We start from the raw sequence: 15,876 nt of genomic DNA, 5'->3' as shown, positions 1-15,876 counted from the left end.
TCTTCGCGGGCAAGCCCGCTCCCACAGGGACCGCACATAGTCTGAAACCTGTGCAGTACGTGTGGGAGCGGGCTTGTCCCGCGAAGAGGCCGGCACAGCCAGCATAAATACTGCTACCTTGAGCGCTCTTCACTGCCAAGGACCGCCCCATGTTGCACACTCCCCCCGGCTTCATCCGCGTCCGTGGCGCCCGCGAGCACAACCTCAAGAACATCGACGTCGACATCCCCCGTGACGCCCTGGTGGTGTTCACCGGGGTGTCCGGCTCGGGCAAGTCTTCGCTGGCCTTCTCCACCCTCTACGCCGAGGCCCAACGCCGCTACTTCGAATCGGTCGCCCCCTATGCCCGGCGCCTGATCGACCAGGTCGGCGTGCCGGATGTCGATGCCATCGAAGGCCTGCCCCCGGCCGTGGCCCTGCAGCAGCAACGCGGCACGCCCAGCGCGCGCTCGTCGGTGGGCAGCGTCACCACCCTGTCCAGCTCGATCCGCATGCTCTACTCCCGCGCCGGCAGCTACCCGGCCGGGCAGCCGATGCTGTACGCCGAGGACTTTTCGCCCAATACCCCGCAAGGCGCCTGCCCCGAGTGCCATGGGCTGGGGCGTGTATATGAGGTGACCGAGGCGACCATGGTCCCCGACCCGTCGCTGACTATCCGCGAGCGCGCCGTGGCGGCGTGGCCGATGGCCTGGCAGGGGCAGAACCTGCGCGACATCCTGGTGACCCTGGGCTATGACGTCGACATCCCCTGGCGCGACTTGCCACAGGCACAGCGCGACTGGATCCTCTATACCGAGGAGACACCGACGGTACCGGTGTACGCCGGCCTGACACCGGCACAGACCCGCGCCGCACTCAAGCGCAAGCTCGAACCGAGCTACCAGGGCACCTTCAGTGGTGCCCGGCGCTACGTGCTGCATACCTTCATGCACTCGCAGAGCGCACAGATGCGCAAGCGCGTGTCGCAGTACATGCGCCCCAGCCCGTGCCCGCTGTGCCAGGGCAAGCGACTCAAGCGTGCGGCGCTGGAGGTGACCTTCGCCGGCCGCGACATTGGTGAGCTGTCGCGGCTGCCGTTGCAGGCATTGGCCGAGGTGTTCCGCCAGGTTGCAGCGCCGGGCTACCTGGAGCAGCACGACGACAACCTGACCCTGGAAAAGCGCCTGGCCGCACAACGCATCGCTCATGAACTGCTGGAACGTATCGACACCCTGATCGACCTGGGCCTGGGTTACCTGGCACTGGAACGCAGCACGCCGACGCTGTCGTTCGGCGAGCTGCAACGCCTGCGCCTGGCCACCCAGCTCAACTCGCAGCTGTTTGGCGTGATCTACGTCCTCGACGAGCCTTCCGCCGGCCTGCACCCGGCCGACAGCGAAGCGCTGTTCGATGCCTTGCAGCGGCTCAAAAAGGCGGGCAACTCGGTGTATGTAGTGGAGCATGACCTGGACACCATGCGCCGCGCCGACTGGCTGGTGGACGTCGGCCCCGCTGCCGGCGAGCATGGCGGGCAGATTCTCTACAGTGGCCCGCCAGCCGGCCTGGCACAGGTCGAAGCCTCGCGCACTGCCGCCTACCTGTTCACCGAGCAGCAGCGCCATGCGCGCACGCCACGCCAGCCACACGACTGGCTGGTGCTGGAAGGCATTACCCGCAACAACCTCGACAATCTCAGCGCCCGCTTTCCAGTGGGCTGCTTCACCTCGGTCACCGGCATTTCCGGTTCGGGCAAGTCGAGCCTGGTCAGCCAGGCTCTGCTGGAGCTGGTCGGCGCCCACCTCGGTCATGCCGGGCAGAAGGCCGAGGCTGACGAACAAAGCCTTGAAGACGAACCCGAGCAGTACAGTGCCGGGCGTGTGACTGCCGGGCTCGACAGCATCAAGCGGCTGGTGCAGGTGGACCAGAAGCCGATCGGCCGCACGCCACGCTCCAACCTGGCAACCTACACCGGGCTGTTCGATCATGTGCGCAAGCTGTTCGCCGCCACCGAACAGGCCAAGGCCCGCGGTTTCGATGCCGGGCGTTTCTCGTTCAACGTGGCCAAGGGCCGTTGCGAGAACTGCGAGGGCGAGGGCTTCGTCAGCGTCGAACTGCTGTTCATGCCCAGCGTCTACGCGCCCTGCCCGGTCTGCCACGGCGCTCGATACAACCCCGAGACGCTGGCGGTGAGCTGGCAAGGCATGAACATCGCCCAAGTGCTGCAACTGACAGTCGAGCAGGCGCTAGAGGTGTTCGCCGAGCAGCCGGCGGCGCGGCGTTGCCTGCAGGTGCTGCAGGATATCGGCCTGGGCTACCTGCGCCTGGGGCAACCGGCTACCGAACTGTCCGGTGGCGAGGCGCAGCGGATCAAGCTGGCCACCGAGCTGCAGCGCGTGGCCCGTGGGGCGACCTTGTACGTGCTGGACGAACCGACCAACGGGCTGCACCCGCAGGATATCGACCGCTTGCTGGTGCAGCTCAATCGGTTGGTCGAGGCCGGGCACAGCGTGGTGGTGGTCGAGCATGACATGCGTGTGGTAGCGCAGAGTGACTGGGTGATCGACATCGGGCCGGGGGCTGGAGAAGCCGGCGGTCGGGTGGTGGTCAGCGGTACCCCGCAGGCGGTGGCTGGGTGTGGGGAGAGTCGTACTGCCGAGTTTCTGGCTCGAGCCTTGTAGCGCCAGAGCCGGCCTCTTCGCGGGCACGCCCGCTCCCACAGGGATGGTGTGGATCCTGTGGCAGCGGGCGTGCCCGCGAAGAGGTCGGCGCAGGAGAAAAATTCCTTCCTATACTCCCCTTGGCATCCTTGCATGCCGACTGCCCAAAAATCGCGATACCTCACATAACAACAACCGAGGTGGCAAATGGTCTGGCAGCAAATCTACGACCCGTTCGCAAGCCCCGTGCTCTCGACGCTGATGGCCGCCGTACCGGTGGTGGTGATGCTGGCGGCATTGGCCTTCTTCCACATCAAAGCGCACATCGCTGCCCTGCTCGCCCTGGGCTCGGCGCTGCTGATCTCGATCTTCGCCTTCGGCATGCCGGCCAGCATGGCAGGCTCGGCGGCGTTGTACGGCGCGGCCAACGGCCTGCTGCCGATCGGCTGGATCGTGCTCAACATCATCTTCCTGCACCGGCTGACCACCGAGAACGGCTCGTTCAAGGTGCTGCAGGATTCGCTGGCGCGCATCACCGACGACCGCCGCCTGCAACTGCTGCTGATCGCCTTCTGCTTCGGTGCCTTCTTCGAGGGGGCGGCCGGCTTCGGCACGCCAGTGGCGGTGACCGGGGCGATCCTCATCGGCCTGGGCTTCTCGCCGCTGGCCGCGTCCGGGCTGGCGTTGATCGCTAACACTGCGCCGGTGGCATTCGGCGCGCTCGGCACGCCGATCATCACCCTGGCCAAGGTTACCGGGCTGGATGAAATGGAGCTGTCGGCCATGGTCGGTCGGCAACTGCCCTTCTTCTCGGTGATCGTGCCGTTCTGGCTGATCTGGGCCTTTGCCGGCTGGCGCAAGATGCTCGAAGTATGGCCGGCGATCCTGGTGGCCGGGGTGACGTTCGCAGTGCCGCAGTACCTGGTGTCGAACTTCCACGGGCCGATGCTGGTGGACGTGATCGCCGCACTGATCTCCATGGCCTGCCTCACCGGCTTCCTGCGGGTGTGGAAGCCGGCCAGCGTGCATACCTCGGCGGCGCTCACCGGGCGGGTCGACAATTCCAAGGTCGAAGACGACGGCAAGGCCGCTGCCGCGACGACCTTTGCCCAGAGCGGGCAGCGCAGCGTGTTCAAGGCCTGGTTGCCCTGGATCATCCTGACCGTGTTCGTGTTCGCCTGGGGCACGGCAGGCTTCAAGAACCTGTTCGACACCCGCCCGGCACTCGACCCGGCCAGCGGCACGGCAATGCTCGACCCGCAGGGCAAGCCGCTGCGTGAAGCCAACCCGGTGTTCGCCCCGGTGTTCACCTTCGACTCGATCCACCAGCAGATCGAGAAAGTGCCACCCGTAGTGCCCGCGCCGAAGAAAGAAGACGCCCAGTACAAGTTCACCTGGTTTACCGCCACCGGCAGCGGCATCTTTCTCGCGGCCATCCTCGGCGGATTGCTGATGGGTTACTCGCCTCTGGAGCTGGGGCGGCAATATTTACGCACGCTGTGGGTAGTGCGCTATTCGCTCATCACCATCGTCGCCATGCTCGCGCTGGGCTTCCTCACGCGCTACTCGGGGCTGGACGCGACCATGGGCCTGGCGTTTGCCGCCACAGGCATCTTCTACCCGATGTTCGGCACCCTGCTCGGTTGGCTCGGGGTGGCGCTCACCGGCTCGGACACGGCCTCCAACGTGCTGTTCGGCGGCCTGCAGCGGGTGACGGCGGAGCAGCTGGGGCTGAGCCCGGTACTGATGGCGGCCGCCAACAGCTCCGGTGGGGTGATGGGCAAGATGGTCGATGCCCAGTCGATCGTGGTGGCCTCCACCGCGACCCGCTGGTATGGGCATGAGGGCGAGATCCTGCGCTATGTGTTCTTCCACTCGATCGTGCTGGCGGTGCTGGTGGGTGGGCTGGTGACCTTGCAGGCCTATGTGGCGCCGTTCACCGCCATGGTAGTCGGTCACTAGGCCATTGTAGGAGCGGCCTCGTGTCGCGAAAGGGCTGCGAAGCAGCCCCAGCAATCTCTGCGTTCATGCTGATATCCTGGGGCCGCTTGGCGGCCCTATCGCGACGCAAGGCCGCGCCTACAAAAAACGCTTAAGGCAGTGCTAGAGTCAGCCCCATGGACAAATACACCCCACGCCAGTGGCTCCCGCACGAGAAGCCCAGCCTCCCCGGCTCCCCTTCCACGCCCCTGCACACGCCGGCCAAGCGCCTGGCCTATGGCGTGGTCGGCCTGCTGGTGGCCATTACCGGTGGCCTGGGTAACGCACTGGTCACCGCCAACCTGGTATTCCTGCAAGGCGCGTTGGGCGCGACCAGCGCCGAGATGGCCTGGTTGCCGGCGGCCTATGTGATGACCAACGTGTCGATCAACCTGCTGCTGGTCAAGTTTCGCCAGCAGTTCGGCCTGCGCGCCTTCACCGAGGTGTTCCTGGTGCTCTACGCCCTGGTCACCTTCGCCCACTTGTTTGTCAACGACCTCAACTCGGCCATCGCCGTGCGCGCCGCCCATGGCATGGTCGGCGCAGCGCTCAGTTCGCTGGGCCTTTACTACATGATCCAGGCCTTCCCTGAGCGCTGGCGGCTCAAGGCCATGGTGCTGGGCCTGGGTGCCTCGCAATTGGCCCTGCCGCTGGCGCGAATCTTTTCCGAAGACCTGCTGCAGATCGCCGAATGGCGCGGCCTGTATCTGTTCGAACTGGGCCTGGCACTGGCCGCGCTGGGCTGCGTGTTGCTGCTCAAGCTGCCACCCGGTGACCGCTTCAAGACGTTCGAGCCACTGGACTTTCTCACCTTTACCTTGATGGCCAGCGGCGTCGCCCTGTTGTGCGCCGCGCTGTCGCTCGGGCGTATCGACTGGTGGCTGGAAGCGCCCTGGATCGGCGTCGCCCTGGCCGCTTCGATCGCCTTGATCTTCACTGGCCTGGCGATCGAGCACAACCGCCAGAACCCACTGCTGATGACCCGCTGGCTGGGCAGTGGCGCGATCATCCGCCTGGGCCTGTGCGTCATCCTGATCCGCATGGTCACCTCGGAGCAATCCACCGGCGCCGTGGGCTTTCTGCAGCTACTGAACATGGGCAGCGAACAGATGCGCTCGCTGTACTGGATCATGCTGCTCGGCGCCGTGGCGGGCCTGGCCACCAGCGCATTGACCATCGACCCCAGGCACCTGGTGATCCCGCTGTTCATCTCGTTGTTGGCGATGGCCACCGGGGCGTTCATGGACAGCAGCTCGAGCAACCTCACACGCCCGGCACAGATGTACTTCAGCCAGTTCCTGCTGGCCTTCGGCAGCACCTTCTTCCTCGGCCCGTCCATGGCCCTGGGCATCAGCCACGTGCGTGCCAACCCACGCAACCTGGTGAGTTTCTCGGTGCTGTTCGGCATCTGCAACAACCTCGGTGGCCTGATCGGCGCAGCGCTGCTGGGCACCTTCCAGACCTGGCGCGAGAAGTTCCACTCCAGCCACCTGATGGACCGCCTCAGCTACCTCGAACCGCTGGTCAATGCCCGCGTGCAAAGTGGCGGCGCCGGTTACGCCGGGGTCCTCGCCGACCCGGCATTGCGCAGCGAGGCCGGCCTGCGCGTGCTGGCCAGCGCCGCCACCCGCGAGGCCAACGTGATGGCCTACAACGACGTGTTCGTACTGATCGGCAGCATCGCCGTGCTGACCATGATCTGGATTACCCTTCGCGGCTCCTGGCTATGGTATGTCGCCCGCCAGGCTGCTTCATCCGACTCCACCAGCGGTACTGCCAACCGATGACCGAACAAACCCGCACCTCGACTACCACCGCCATCGCCGAAACCCCGGAAGGCAGCACACCGCCCAGCGAACCGACCAGCCCGGTGCGCACACGGCGCGTGCGCATTCTGTCCTCGATCAGCTTCGCCTGTGTGGCCCTGGCCGGCATCCTGCTGGTGCTGTATGCCTGGAACCTGCCGCCGTTCAGCAGCACCATCGAAAGCACCGAAAACGCCCTGGTCCGCGGCCAGGTGACGATCATCGGCCCGCAGCTCAGCGGCTATGTCGTCGACGTGCCCGTGCATGACTTCCAGTTCGTCAAGGCCGGCGACCTGCTGGTGCAGCTGGACGACCGCATCTACAAACAGCGCCTGGCCCAGGCCATCGCCCAACTGCAACAGCAGCAGGCGGCGCTGGCCAACAACCTGCAGCAGCGCAACAGTGCCGAAGCCACCATCGCCCAGCGCCAGGCGGCGATCGGCGATGCCGCGGCCCAAGCGACCAAAGCCAAGGCTGACCTCGGCCGCAACCAGGCCCTGGTCAGCGATGGTTCGGTGTCGCGCAGCGCGCTGGACCTGGCCCGCGCCAGCGAGGCTGCCGCCGTCGCCAGCCTGGCCCAGGCCAAGGCCGCGCTGGAAATCGCCCGCCAGGACCGCGAAACGGTGATCGTCAACCGCGCCTCGCTGGAGGCCTCGGTGGAAAACGCCAAGGCCGCCGTCGAACTGGCCCGCATCGACCTCGACAACACCCGCGTCACCGCCCCGCGTGACGGCCAGCTGGGGCAGATCGGCACGCGCCTGGGGGCCTACGTCAACTCGGGCGCTCAGCTGATGGCGCTGGTGCCCGATACCCTGTGGGTGATCGCCAACATGAAGGAAACCCAGATGGCCGACGTGCGTATCGGCCAGCCGGTGAGCTTCACTGTCGATGCCTTGAACCACCTCAAGCTGTACGGCCATGTGCAACAGATTTCGCCGGCCACCGGCTCGGAGTTCGCCTTGCTGCAGGCCGACAATGCCACGGGCAACTTCGTCAAGATCGCCCAGCGCATCCCCGTGCGTATCACCGTCGACCCCGACCAACCGGATGCTGCGCGCTTGCGCCCGGGGATGTCGGTGGTGGTCAGCATCGATACCCGGGAGCCGCCAGGGCATCATTGAGCGCAGCTTTGTGAACCCTGTCCAGATGCCGTACTGCCATGATTGCGCCGCTCTAGCCCGTAGGTTCTAATGCCGCCCACAGGTTAACTTGCCTCCCAAGGACGCTTGATCATGTACAGGACGATCGCACCGCTGGCGCTGCTGGCCACCCTGGCCGGCTGCTCGGACACCCACAACGCCAACGAGGCCAATTTCCGCAAGGCGGCCCAGGCTTACCTCGACACGCAGTATCCCCATTGCTTCGTGGTCACTGACTTCCCCACCAAGACCCAGGACTTCGACGTCACCGGCACCAACAAGGCGCTGCATGCACTGGCCGCGGTCGGAATTGTCAGCGAGAAGGAAATCGCCCGCGTCGAAGTGCCGGAGCGCCTGTGGCAGCCGGCCCGCACCGATATCTACTACGCCTACGACCTCACCGATGAAGGCCGCAAGTACTACAAGGCCGGGGCCCGGAAGATGCTCAACGGCCAGAGCCGCGGCGGACTGTGCTTCGGCAGGGCCGAGGTCACGGCGATCGAGCAGTTCAGCGAGCCGGGCCAGATGCGAGGGCACACCGTTTCCGATGTGACCTATGCCTACAAGGTCACCGGGTTGCCTGAGTGGGCGGCCAATGACCAGGTCAGGGCCAGCATCCGTGATCTGGGTAATGCGCTGGCGACCCATGAAACGCCGGCGCGGGAAAAGCGCGTGATGGTGCTGACCAACAATGGTTGGGTGCACGAACGGCTGTTCGAGCAATAGCCCTGCGGCGTCTCGTCGCAGGCCCTGGCCCCTTGGGCAAATCGGTCGCAAGCCGTAGAATCGCGCTTCCTTTTCGCCCGTCGCCTTGAACGGTGGCAACCGGCAGCAACGACAGAGTCCAGGCCTGAACACATGACGCCCATGTGAACTAGGCTCAACCGACCCCGCCTGGCCCGGCTCTTGAGGGCCCAGCGGTTGAGTCTTGCCCAGGTCGCATCCAGCCCAGGCACATCCGTGCACCTTCCTCTGCCCTCGACGGGTCGGTCTGGCGTGCGCGCTCGAAAAGGCGTTTTCCGACCGCCACTCCAACTTGAGGTACGTATGTCTCCGCGTTTGCTGGCCATGGCGCTGGCGCCCCTGCTCGGGCTGTTCATCATTGCCCTGGGCAACGGCTTCATGTCTTCCCTTACCACCCTGCGCCTGGACGCTGCCGGCGAATCGGCAACGACCATCGGTATCGTCTCGTCGACCTATTTCATCGGCCTGACCCTCGGCGCCATCTTCAACGACCGGCTGATCCTGCGCATCGGCCATATCCGCGCCTACACCAGCTTCGCCTCGCTGATCGCCGCGACCATTCTGCTGCAGGGGCTGTTCTATGACGCCACCTGGTGGTCGGTACTGCGCCTGATCAATGGCTGGGCAGCCGTCGGCGTGTTCCTGGTGATCGAAAGCTGGCTGCTGCTGGCCGGTGACGCGAAGATCCGCGGGCGCCTGCTGGCGCTGTACATGATTGCCTTCTATGGCGCCGGTGTGATCGCCCAGGCAGGCCTTGGCGAGATCACCCACCTGGGCGACAGTGCCCCGTTCATGCTGGCCGGCATGCTCGCTGCGTTGTCGGTCCTGCCGATCGTGATCCTGCCACGGGTGTCGCCGCTGCTGGACCAGGTCGAGCCGCTCAAGCCCCGCCAGCTGCTGGGCGTGGCCCCGTCGGGGCTGGTCGGCTGCTTCGGCTCCGGTGTGGTGATTGCCGGCATCTACGCGCTGCTGCCGCTGTACCTGCAGCGCATCGGCCTGGATGTCGGTGAAGTCGGCAACATGATGGCCTGGGTGATCCTCGGCGCCATGCTGCTGCAGTACCCGGTGGGGCGCTGGTCGGACCGCAAAGACCGCCAGGATGTGCTGATCGCCCTGGCTGCGCTGTGCATGGTGCTGTCACTGGTCACGGTGTTCCTGCCTTCGGGTTCGGCCCTGCTGCCGGCGGTGATGTTCTTGCTCGGTGGCGGCGTGTTCGCGCTGTACCCGGTGGCCGTGAGCCATGCTGCCGACCGCGCCCCGTCCGATGCCCTGGTGCCGATGATCCAGGGCCTGCTGCTGATCAACTCGCTGGGCTCGGCCATGGCGCCGCTGGCCATCTCGCCGGCGATGACCGAATTCGGCGAAGTGGGGCTGTTCTGGGCCTTTGCCGTGGTCAACCTGGGGATGGTGTGCTTCTTCCTCTGGCGGCGCGGCAAGCGGCCGGCCGCAGAGCACCCGGCACCGTTCACGGCGTCGACCACGTTCTCGCCGACCGGCGCGGAACTGCGGGTGACCGAGGACCTGATGCATGCAGCGCAGGAGCATCCGCCGTTGGAAGCGGTAACGCCTCACGCGCCGAGTGCGCAACCAGAAGGCAAGTAATGCAAGGGCCGCGGTCGCGGCCCTTTTTTTCGACCGCCCGTCGCCCGTCGGGCACCCTGCCCGCCTCGACGAGCCAAACGAATGACAGATCATCCCTTCAGGAGACTTGCCATGATCCGCATTCACTCGCTGTTGCTCGCCCTTGCCTTGGGTACCGCCGCTGCCACCAGTTACGCGGCCACGGACACCACCCATACCGACAGCCATCCGCAAACCGATCAGCGTGGCGGCAAGACTGCCGGCGAAGGCAGCAGCGTCAACAGCCCGGGCAGCGGCCGCGCCAATGACAGCAGCGACACCGGCAGCAATTCGGACGCCGCCGATGGCGCAGCCGGTGGCTCCAATAGCACCGGTGAAGCCACAGGCTCAGGCGCCGGGAGCACCGGGGGCACCGCCGAGGATCAGGACAGCCGCTGACCCTCAACTGGTCTACACTGCGGCGCATGGCCTTGCCGAGGAATCGCCATGAACCTCACCCCCTGGCTGCTCGCCGCCTTGCTGCCCTGCACCGCCCTGGCTGGCGGTGGCGACTCTGCCGCGCTGTCGATCAGCTCGTCGTCCTTCACCGATGGCGGTGTCATCGGCCTGCAGCAGGTCGGCCCGGACCCGGCATGCGGCGCCGGTGAAGGGCGCACACCCCAGCTGAGCTGGAAGAACCTGCCTTATGGCACGCAATCACTGGCCTTGGTGATGTTCGACCCGGACGGTGGCAAGGGCGTGGGCGTGGTGCACTGGGTGGCCTATGACATCGACCCGGCGCTCAATGGCCTGGAGGAAGGCGCCGGCTGGAAGACCAGCGAGGCGCTGATCGTCGGGCGCAACTCGCACGGCACCATGACCTATCGCGGCCCTTGCCCACCGGCCGGGGACAAGCCGCACCACTATGCACTGACCCTCATCGCCACCGACCTGCCGCTGGGCACCTTGCCGCAGGAACTGGATCGCGGTGGCTTGATGGAGTTGCTCAAAGACCATGCGCTGGGTGCGCAGAGCCTGGTCGGGCGTTATGGACACTGAAGCGTGATGCCTAGGCTACCGGCCTCTTCGCGGCTAAAGCCGCTCCCACAGGGACCGCACAGATTTCAAGCAATGCACCGTACCTGTGGGAGCGGCTTTAGCCGCGAAGAGGCCGGCACAGGCTATAGCCAGTATTGTGGGTCATCGACAATCTTCGCATGCCCTTCGAACAGTGGCGGCAGCTGCTCCTTGAGGTAATCGATCCAGGTCCGCACCTTGGCATCCAGGTAATGCCGCGACGGGTAGATCGCATACAGCGCATTTTCACGTAACCGGTACGGCGCCAGTAACCGCCGCAGGCGCCCCTGTTCGATGGCCTGGCTGGCGGTATAGAACGGCAACAAGCCAATGCCCATGCCCAGTTCGCTGGCCACCAGCATGGCGTCGGCGACATTGGTCAGGAAGCTGTCACGCGGGGCGATCACGCACTGGTCCAGGCCTTGGGGGAATACCCAGTCCCCTTCATGCATCGGGTAAGCCATGCGCAGGCAGCGGTGCTCGTGCAGGTCTTGCGGCCGCTCGGGCACGCCATGGGTTTCGAGGTAGCTGGGCGCTGCACAGGGAATGCTGAAGATGGTGCCCAGCGGCACGGCAATCAGCTGCGAATCGGGCAAAGCCTCGTCCACGGTAATCACCACGTCGTGCCCCTCGGCAAGCGGGTCGGGGTTGCGCTGGGACAGCGTCAGCTCGATGGCCACTTCCGGGCACAGCGCGTTGTAGCCGGCCACCAGCGGCATCAGCAACAGGCCCAGGCCATGCGGGCAGTGCAGACGCAGGCAGCCCCGTGGCGTGAGGTGGGCACCGCGTGCTTCGTCCACGGCCTCGTCGGTCAGGGCCATGATCTGCCGCGCCCGCTCCAGAAAGCGCTCGCCCGCTTCGCTCATCCGCAAACGCCGCGTGGTGCGATGCAACAGGCGGGTCTGCAGCTGGTTCTCAAGCTCCGCAACGATCCGCGACACCTGCGCCGCGGAAATATCGAGGGCATTGGCGGCAGCGGCAAAACTGCCGCACTCCACCACCCGGGTAAAGGTACGCATTGCGTGCAGCATGTCCATGGCGCTGGGCTCCTTCAGCACTCTTATTCGTGCGTTGCAGGCAGGAATCTATCACGACTTAGCCCATTTATTGAGGATCACCATTGAATACATCATTGGTAAAACATTGAAAAAGGAGCCTGCCATGAAACGTACGATTGCTTTTGTCGCCCTGTCTGCCGCCCTTGCTTCGTTCGGCGCCTTCGCCGATGCGCCGGCCAGCCAGCCCGTCGCCAGCCACTATGAATACGGCATGCCGCTGGATGTGGCCAAGGTCATCTCGATCACCCCGGCCATCAACGCTGCCGACTGCCAGGTCGGTACCGCGCACATGGTGTATGTCGACCATCAGGGCCAGAAGCGCGAAATCGAATACCGCGAAATGGGCAACTGCTCGCAGCAGTGAATCAGCCCAGCACCTCGTTGATCCAGCCAATCTGCCGGGCGAAGTCACGCAGCTTCTCCTGTGGGATGGCACCGCGGGCACGCTCGAAATTGGCCAGGCTCTGCTGCTTCTGACGCAGCATGCGCTGCCACTTGGTCAGGAAGGCCGGGCTTTTCTCACGCATCAGCAGCGGCCCGAAATACAGCTCTTCGGCACTGTAGGCCACCGCTTCGGTGGGTTCGGCCACGATGATCTCGTAGTCGAAACGGTTTTCCCGCAGCAGCTCTTCGCAGACGACCCGGTAACGGTTGTCCATCAGCCAAGCGCGCAACTCACGCTCATCGCCATTGGGCTGCAGAATCAGCCGCTCGTGGCCGTTCAGGCGCGCCTTGCCACGCTCGAGAATCTCGCACATGGTCTTGCCACCCATGCCGCACAGGCTGATGGCAGTGATACGGTCGTTGGCCTCGATGGCCTCCAGGCCGTCGGCCAGGCGTACGGTGACGGTGTCCGCCAGGCCGTTGCGGCGCACGTTGCGCTGGGCCGAGGCATAAGGCGTCTGCGCCACCTCGCCGGCTACTCCGGCTTCGATCACGCCACGCAGTGCCAAGGCCACTGGCAGGTAGCCGTGGTCCGAGCCGATATCGGCCAGCCGCGCGCCCTGCGGCACATGCGCCGCCACACGCTCCAGGCGCATCGATAATGTCTGTTCGTTCAACTCCGACCCCTTGCTCGACAATCGGCGGCGATTCTGACTGCCAGGGCGGGCTATTTCAATGCATAAGCGCCCGTCGGCTCGACCCTTGCGACAGGCTCGCGTAGGCTTGCCGCTTTCCTCCCGTTGCAAGGCGAACCTACATGGCAGATCTCATCTACACACCGGATTCCGACGCCGAGTCCATTTCCTCCGACGTCGCTGAGTACAACGGTATCCTGGTCACTACGCAGATCCCGGCCGATCTCGATGGCGACATCACCCAGCAGAGCGAGAGCACCCTGCAGGCGCTGAAGGATGCCCTGGAAAAGGCTGGCAGCGGCATGGACCGGGTCATGCACCTGACCATCTACCTGACCGACATGGCCGACCGCGCCGCCTTCAACGAGGTCTACCAGCGGTTCTTCAGCAAGCCGTGGCCGGTGCGCGCGGCGGTAGGCGTGGCTGCACTGGCCTTCCCTGAAATGCGCGTCGAAGTGACGGCCATGGCCGCCAAGCGCTGATTAGTGTTTTACCGGCTCCGCCTTCGGGCGGAGCCTTCTTCCAGAAAGCAGGACGCTGCATGCAACTCCCCCCTTTTCGCCGCAAGGCCCTGATCGTCTTGCTGCCCGGCCTGTGCCCACTGGCCCAGGCCGAACCGGTCACCACCTTCAATCTGCTGGAACCGGTGGTGGTCACCGGCACCTACGCCCCCAACCCGAGCTTCGACCTGCCCTACTCCATCGACACCGTAGAACGCCGGCAGATTGCCGATGGCCAGCTGGGCGTCAACCTGTCGGAAGCGCTCAACCGCGTACCTGGCCTGGTGGTGCAGAACCGCCAGAACTACGCCCAGGACCTGCAGATATCGTCGCGTGGCTATGGCGCCCGCTCGGCCTTCGGCATCCGTGGCATCAAGCTGCTCAGCGACGGGATCCCGGCCAGCACCCCGGATGGCCAGGGCCAGGCGGCCTCGTTGAACCTCGACGTGGCTGACCGCATCGAAGTGCTGCGCGGCCCGGCGTCCGCCATTTATGGCAGCAATGCCGGCGGGGTGATCCAGATGTTCTCTCGCGACGGTTCCGGCCCGCCCAAAGTGGGCGCCGAAACCACCTTCGGCAGCGATGGCTTCAACAAGAACCACCTCTACAGCGAAGGCGGCAGCGAACAGGCCGGTTTCCTGGTCGATGCCTCGCGCATGGACACCGACGGCTACCGCGACCACAGTGCCGCACGCCGCGACCAGACCTTTGCCAAGGTCCACGTCAAGCCCGATGAAGACAGCCGCCTGGCGCTGATCTTCAGCACCCTGGAGCAGAACGGCACGCAAGACCCGCTCGGCCAGACCTGGGATGCCTACAAGCACGACCCACGCTCGGTGGCAGCGCGCGCCGAGGAGTACAACACGCGCAAGAGCATTCACCATCAGCAGTTGGGCATGAACTATGAACGCTACTTCGGTGACGCCACCTTGCAGTTCAACCTGTATGCCGGCAAGCGCAGCGTGATCCAGTACCTGTCGATCCCCAAGAACACCGCGGCGAACAACCGTGGTGGTGGCGTGGTCGACTTCGACCGCGAGTTCCACGGCGGCACCCTGCGCTGGATCCAGCCGCTCAGCGCCGCCCCCGGCAACCTGACCCTGACCTTCGGCGCCGACTACGACCGCAGCCGCGACGACCGCCGTGGTTTCCAGAACTTCAACGGCGATACCCTGGGGGTCAAAGGCGAGTTGCGCCGCGACGAAAAGGACACCGCCACCAGCCTCGACCCGTATGTGCAGGCGCACTGGGAACTGGACCGCTGGACCCTGGACGCCGGCCTGCGCCACAGCAGCATGGAAATGGAGGTAGACGACCACTACCTGGCCAACGGCGATGCCAGTGGCTCGAAGAAGTACCAGCGCACTACCCCGACGCTATCGATAATGTATGCCTTCACCCCCGGCCTGCATGGCTACATCAGCGCCGGCAAGGCTTTCGAGACGCCAACCCAGGCCGAAATGGCCTATGCGCCAGGCGCGCTGGAAGGTTTCAACTTCGGCCTGGAGCCAGCCACCAGTACCCAGTACGAGCTGGGCCTGAAGATGCGCCCGGACGAACGCACGCGGATCAACGCAGCGGTCTTCGAAATCCGTACCAAGGACGAGATCGTGGTCGCGGCCTCCACCGATGGCCGCACCAGCTACCGCAATGCCGGCAAGACCCTGCGTCGCGGCTTCGAGCTGAGCGTGCAGCGTGAGCTGAATGAACAGTGGCAGGCCAACCTGGCCTACACCCTGCTAGATGCCACCTATGACGAAGCCTTCAGCCAAGGCAGCAATACCATCGACAAGGGCAACCATCTGCCCGGCGTGCCGCGCAGCAGCCTGTTCGGCGAGCTGGTGTGGAAGCCGCGTGACGGCATCAGCATGGGGCTCGAAGGGCAGTACCGAAGCAAGGTGTATGTCGAGGACACGAATGACCAGCACGCGGCGCCGGGTTATGCGGTGTTCAACTGGCGTACGCAGTTCCAGCAGCAGGTCGGGCCGTGGACGTTCCACCAGTTGGTGCGGCTGGACAACCTGCTCGACCGGCAATATGTGGGGTCGGTGATTGTCGGTGACGGCAATGGCCGGTATTACGAGGCGGCGCCGGGCCGCTCCTGGTATGCCGGAGCCGGCATGGAATACCAGTTCTAAGCCTTTGGGGCTGCTTTGCAGCCCTTTGCGGGTAAACCCGCTCCCACAGGTACTGCACAGGCCCAAGGCCTCAGGAAGTCCTGTGGGAGCGGGCAAGCCCGCGAAAGGGCCGGCACTGGCGGCACACCTCTCGGCACCCGAAGGTGCCAGCCAGGCATTT

Annotated in this window: 13 protein-coding genes; 11 read left to right on the top strand and 2 right to left on the bottom strand. The window is 65.2% G+C overall.

All coding sequences use genetic code 11. The annotated features are described in order from the left end of the window. Nucleotides 1–149: 149 nt before the first annotated feature. From uvrA to CQW31_RS06110, 8 genes are all read left to right on the top strand, one after another. Nucleotides 150–2,657, top strand: coding sequence for an excinuclease ABC subunit UvrA (gene uvrA, locus CQW31_RS06145; RefSeq protein WP_099814076.1), 2,508 nt, complete (start codon nt 150–152; stop codon nt 2,655–2,657). Nucleotides 2,658–2,843: 186 nt separating this feature from the next. Then, nucleotides 2,844–4,598, top strand: a complete 1,755-nt coding sequence (locus tag CQW31_RS06140) for an L-lactate permease (protein ID WP_054885789.1) — start codon at nt 2,844–2,846, stop codon at nt 4,596–4,598. 155 nt (nt 4,599–4,753) lie between these two features. Then, nucleotides 4,754–6,403: an MFS transporter gene (locus CQW31_RS06135; RefSeq protein WP_099814075.1), complete on the top strand. Its 1,650-nt coding sequence runs from the start codon at nt 4,754–4,756 to the stop codon at nt 6,401–6,403. Further along, nucleotides 6,400–7,542 carry an HlyD family secretion protein gene (locus CQW31_RS06130; protein ID WP_099814074.1) on the top strand — a complete coding sequence of 381 codons (1,143 nt, stop codon included), beginning with the start codon at nt 6,400–6,402 and terminating at the stop codon, nt 7,540–7,542. The genes CQW31_RS06135 and CQW31_RS06130 overlap by 4 nt, the downstream gene beginning before the upstream one ends. Nucleotides 7,543–7,653: 111 nt before the next feature. After that, on the top strand, nt 7,654–8,286 hold the full coding sequence (locus CQW31_RS06125) for a hypothetical protein (protein ID WP_099814073.1): 633 nt from the start codon (nt 7,654–7,656) through the stop codon (nt 8,284–8,286). Nucleotides 8,287–8,607: 321 nt separating this feature from the next. Beyond that, complete coding sequence (locus CQW31_RS06120) at nt 8,608–9,906, top strand: MFS transporter (RefSeq protein ID WP_099814072.1); 1,299 nt, start codon at nt 8,608–8,610, stop codon at nt 9,904–9,906. Between the two features lie 111 nt (nt 9,907–10,017). Continuing rightward, nucleotides 10,018–10,323, top strand: coding sequence for a hypothetical protein (locus CQW31_RS06115; protein WP_099814071.1), 306 nt, complete (start codon nt 10,018–10,020; stop codon nt 10,321–10,323). Between the two features lie 48 nt (nt 10,324–10,371). Beyond that, nucleotides 10,372–10,923, top strand: coding sequence for a YbhB/YbcL family Raf kinase inhibitor-like protein (locus CQW31_RS06110; protein ID WP_054885795.1), 552 nt, complete (start codon nt 10,372–10,374; stop codon nt 10,921–10,923). A 122-nt stretch (nt 10,924–11,045) separates the two neighbouring features. On the opposite strand, the gene CQW31_RS06105 is transcribed toward CQW31_RS06110, so the two are convergent. After that, entirely contained in the window at nt 11,046–11,978 is a 933-nt protein-coding gene (locus CQW31_RS06105) for a LysR family transcriptional regulator (RefSeq protein WP_054885796.1), read from the bottom strand. Between the two features lie 124 nt (nt 11,979–12,102). Here CQW31_RS06105 and CQW31_RS06100 point away from each other — a divergent pair, with 124 nt between their 5' ends. Next, nucleotides 12,103–12,363: a DUF2790 domain-containing protein gene (locus CQW31_RS06100; RefSeq protein ID WP_099814070.1), complete on the top strand. Its 261-nt coding sequence runs from the start codon at nt 12,103–12,105 to the stop codon at nt 12,361–12,363. Nucleotide 12,364: 1 nt separating this feature from the next. Here the strand turns inward: CQW31_RS06100 and CQW31_RS06095 are convergent, their stop codons facing one another. Next, a complete protein-coding gene (locus CQW31_RS06095) occupies nt 12,365–13,060 on the bottom strand; it encodes a tRNA (adenine(22)-N(1))-methyltransferase TrmK (RefSeq protein ID WP_099814069.1) in 696 nt (231 codons plus the stop codon). A gap of 140 nt (nt 13,061–13,200) precedes the next feature. Here CQW31_RS06095 and CQW31_RS06090 point away from each other — a divergent pair, with 140 nt between their 5' ends. Together CQW31_RS06090 and CQW31_RS06085 are read left to right on the top strand one after the other, a co-directional pair. Further along, on the top strand, nt 13,201–13,560 hold the full coding sequence (locus CQW31_RS06090) for a RidA family protein (protein ID WP_099814068.1): 360 nt from the start codon (nt 13,201–13,203) through the stop codon (nt 13,558–13,560). Between the two features lie 59 nt (nt 13,561–13,619). After that, the gene (locus tag CQW31_RS06085; RefSeq protein ID WP_099814067.1) at nt 13,620–15,716 is read left to right on the top strand and encodes a TonB-dependent receptor; all 2,097 of its coding nucleotides are present in this window, start codon (nt 13,620–13,622) and stop codon (nt 15,714–15,716) included. Nucleotides 15,717–15,876 lie beyond the last annotated feature (160 nt).

This window comes from Pseudomonas sp. 382 (genome assembly GCF_002759075.1).
GTDB classification, from domain to species: Bacteria; Pseudomonadota; Gammaproteobacteria; order Pseudomonadales; family Pseudomonadaceae; genus Aquipseudomonas; species Aquipseudomonas vlassakiae.
This window is presented reverse-complemented; position numbering and strand designations above follow the sequence as displayed.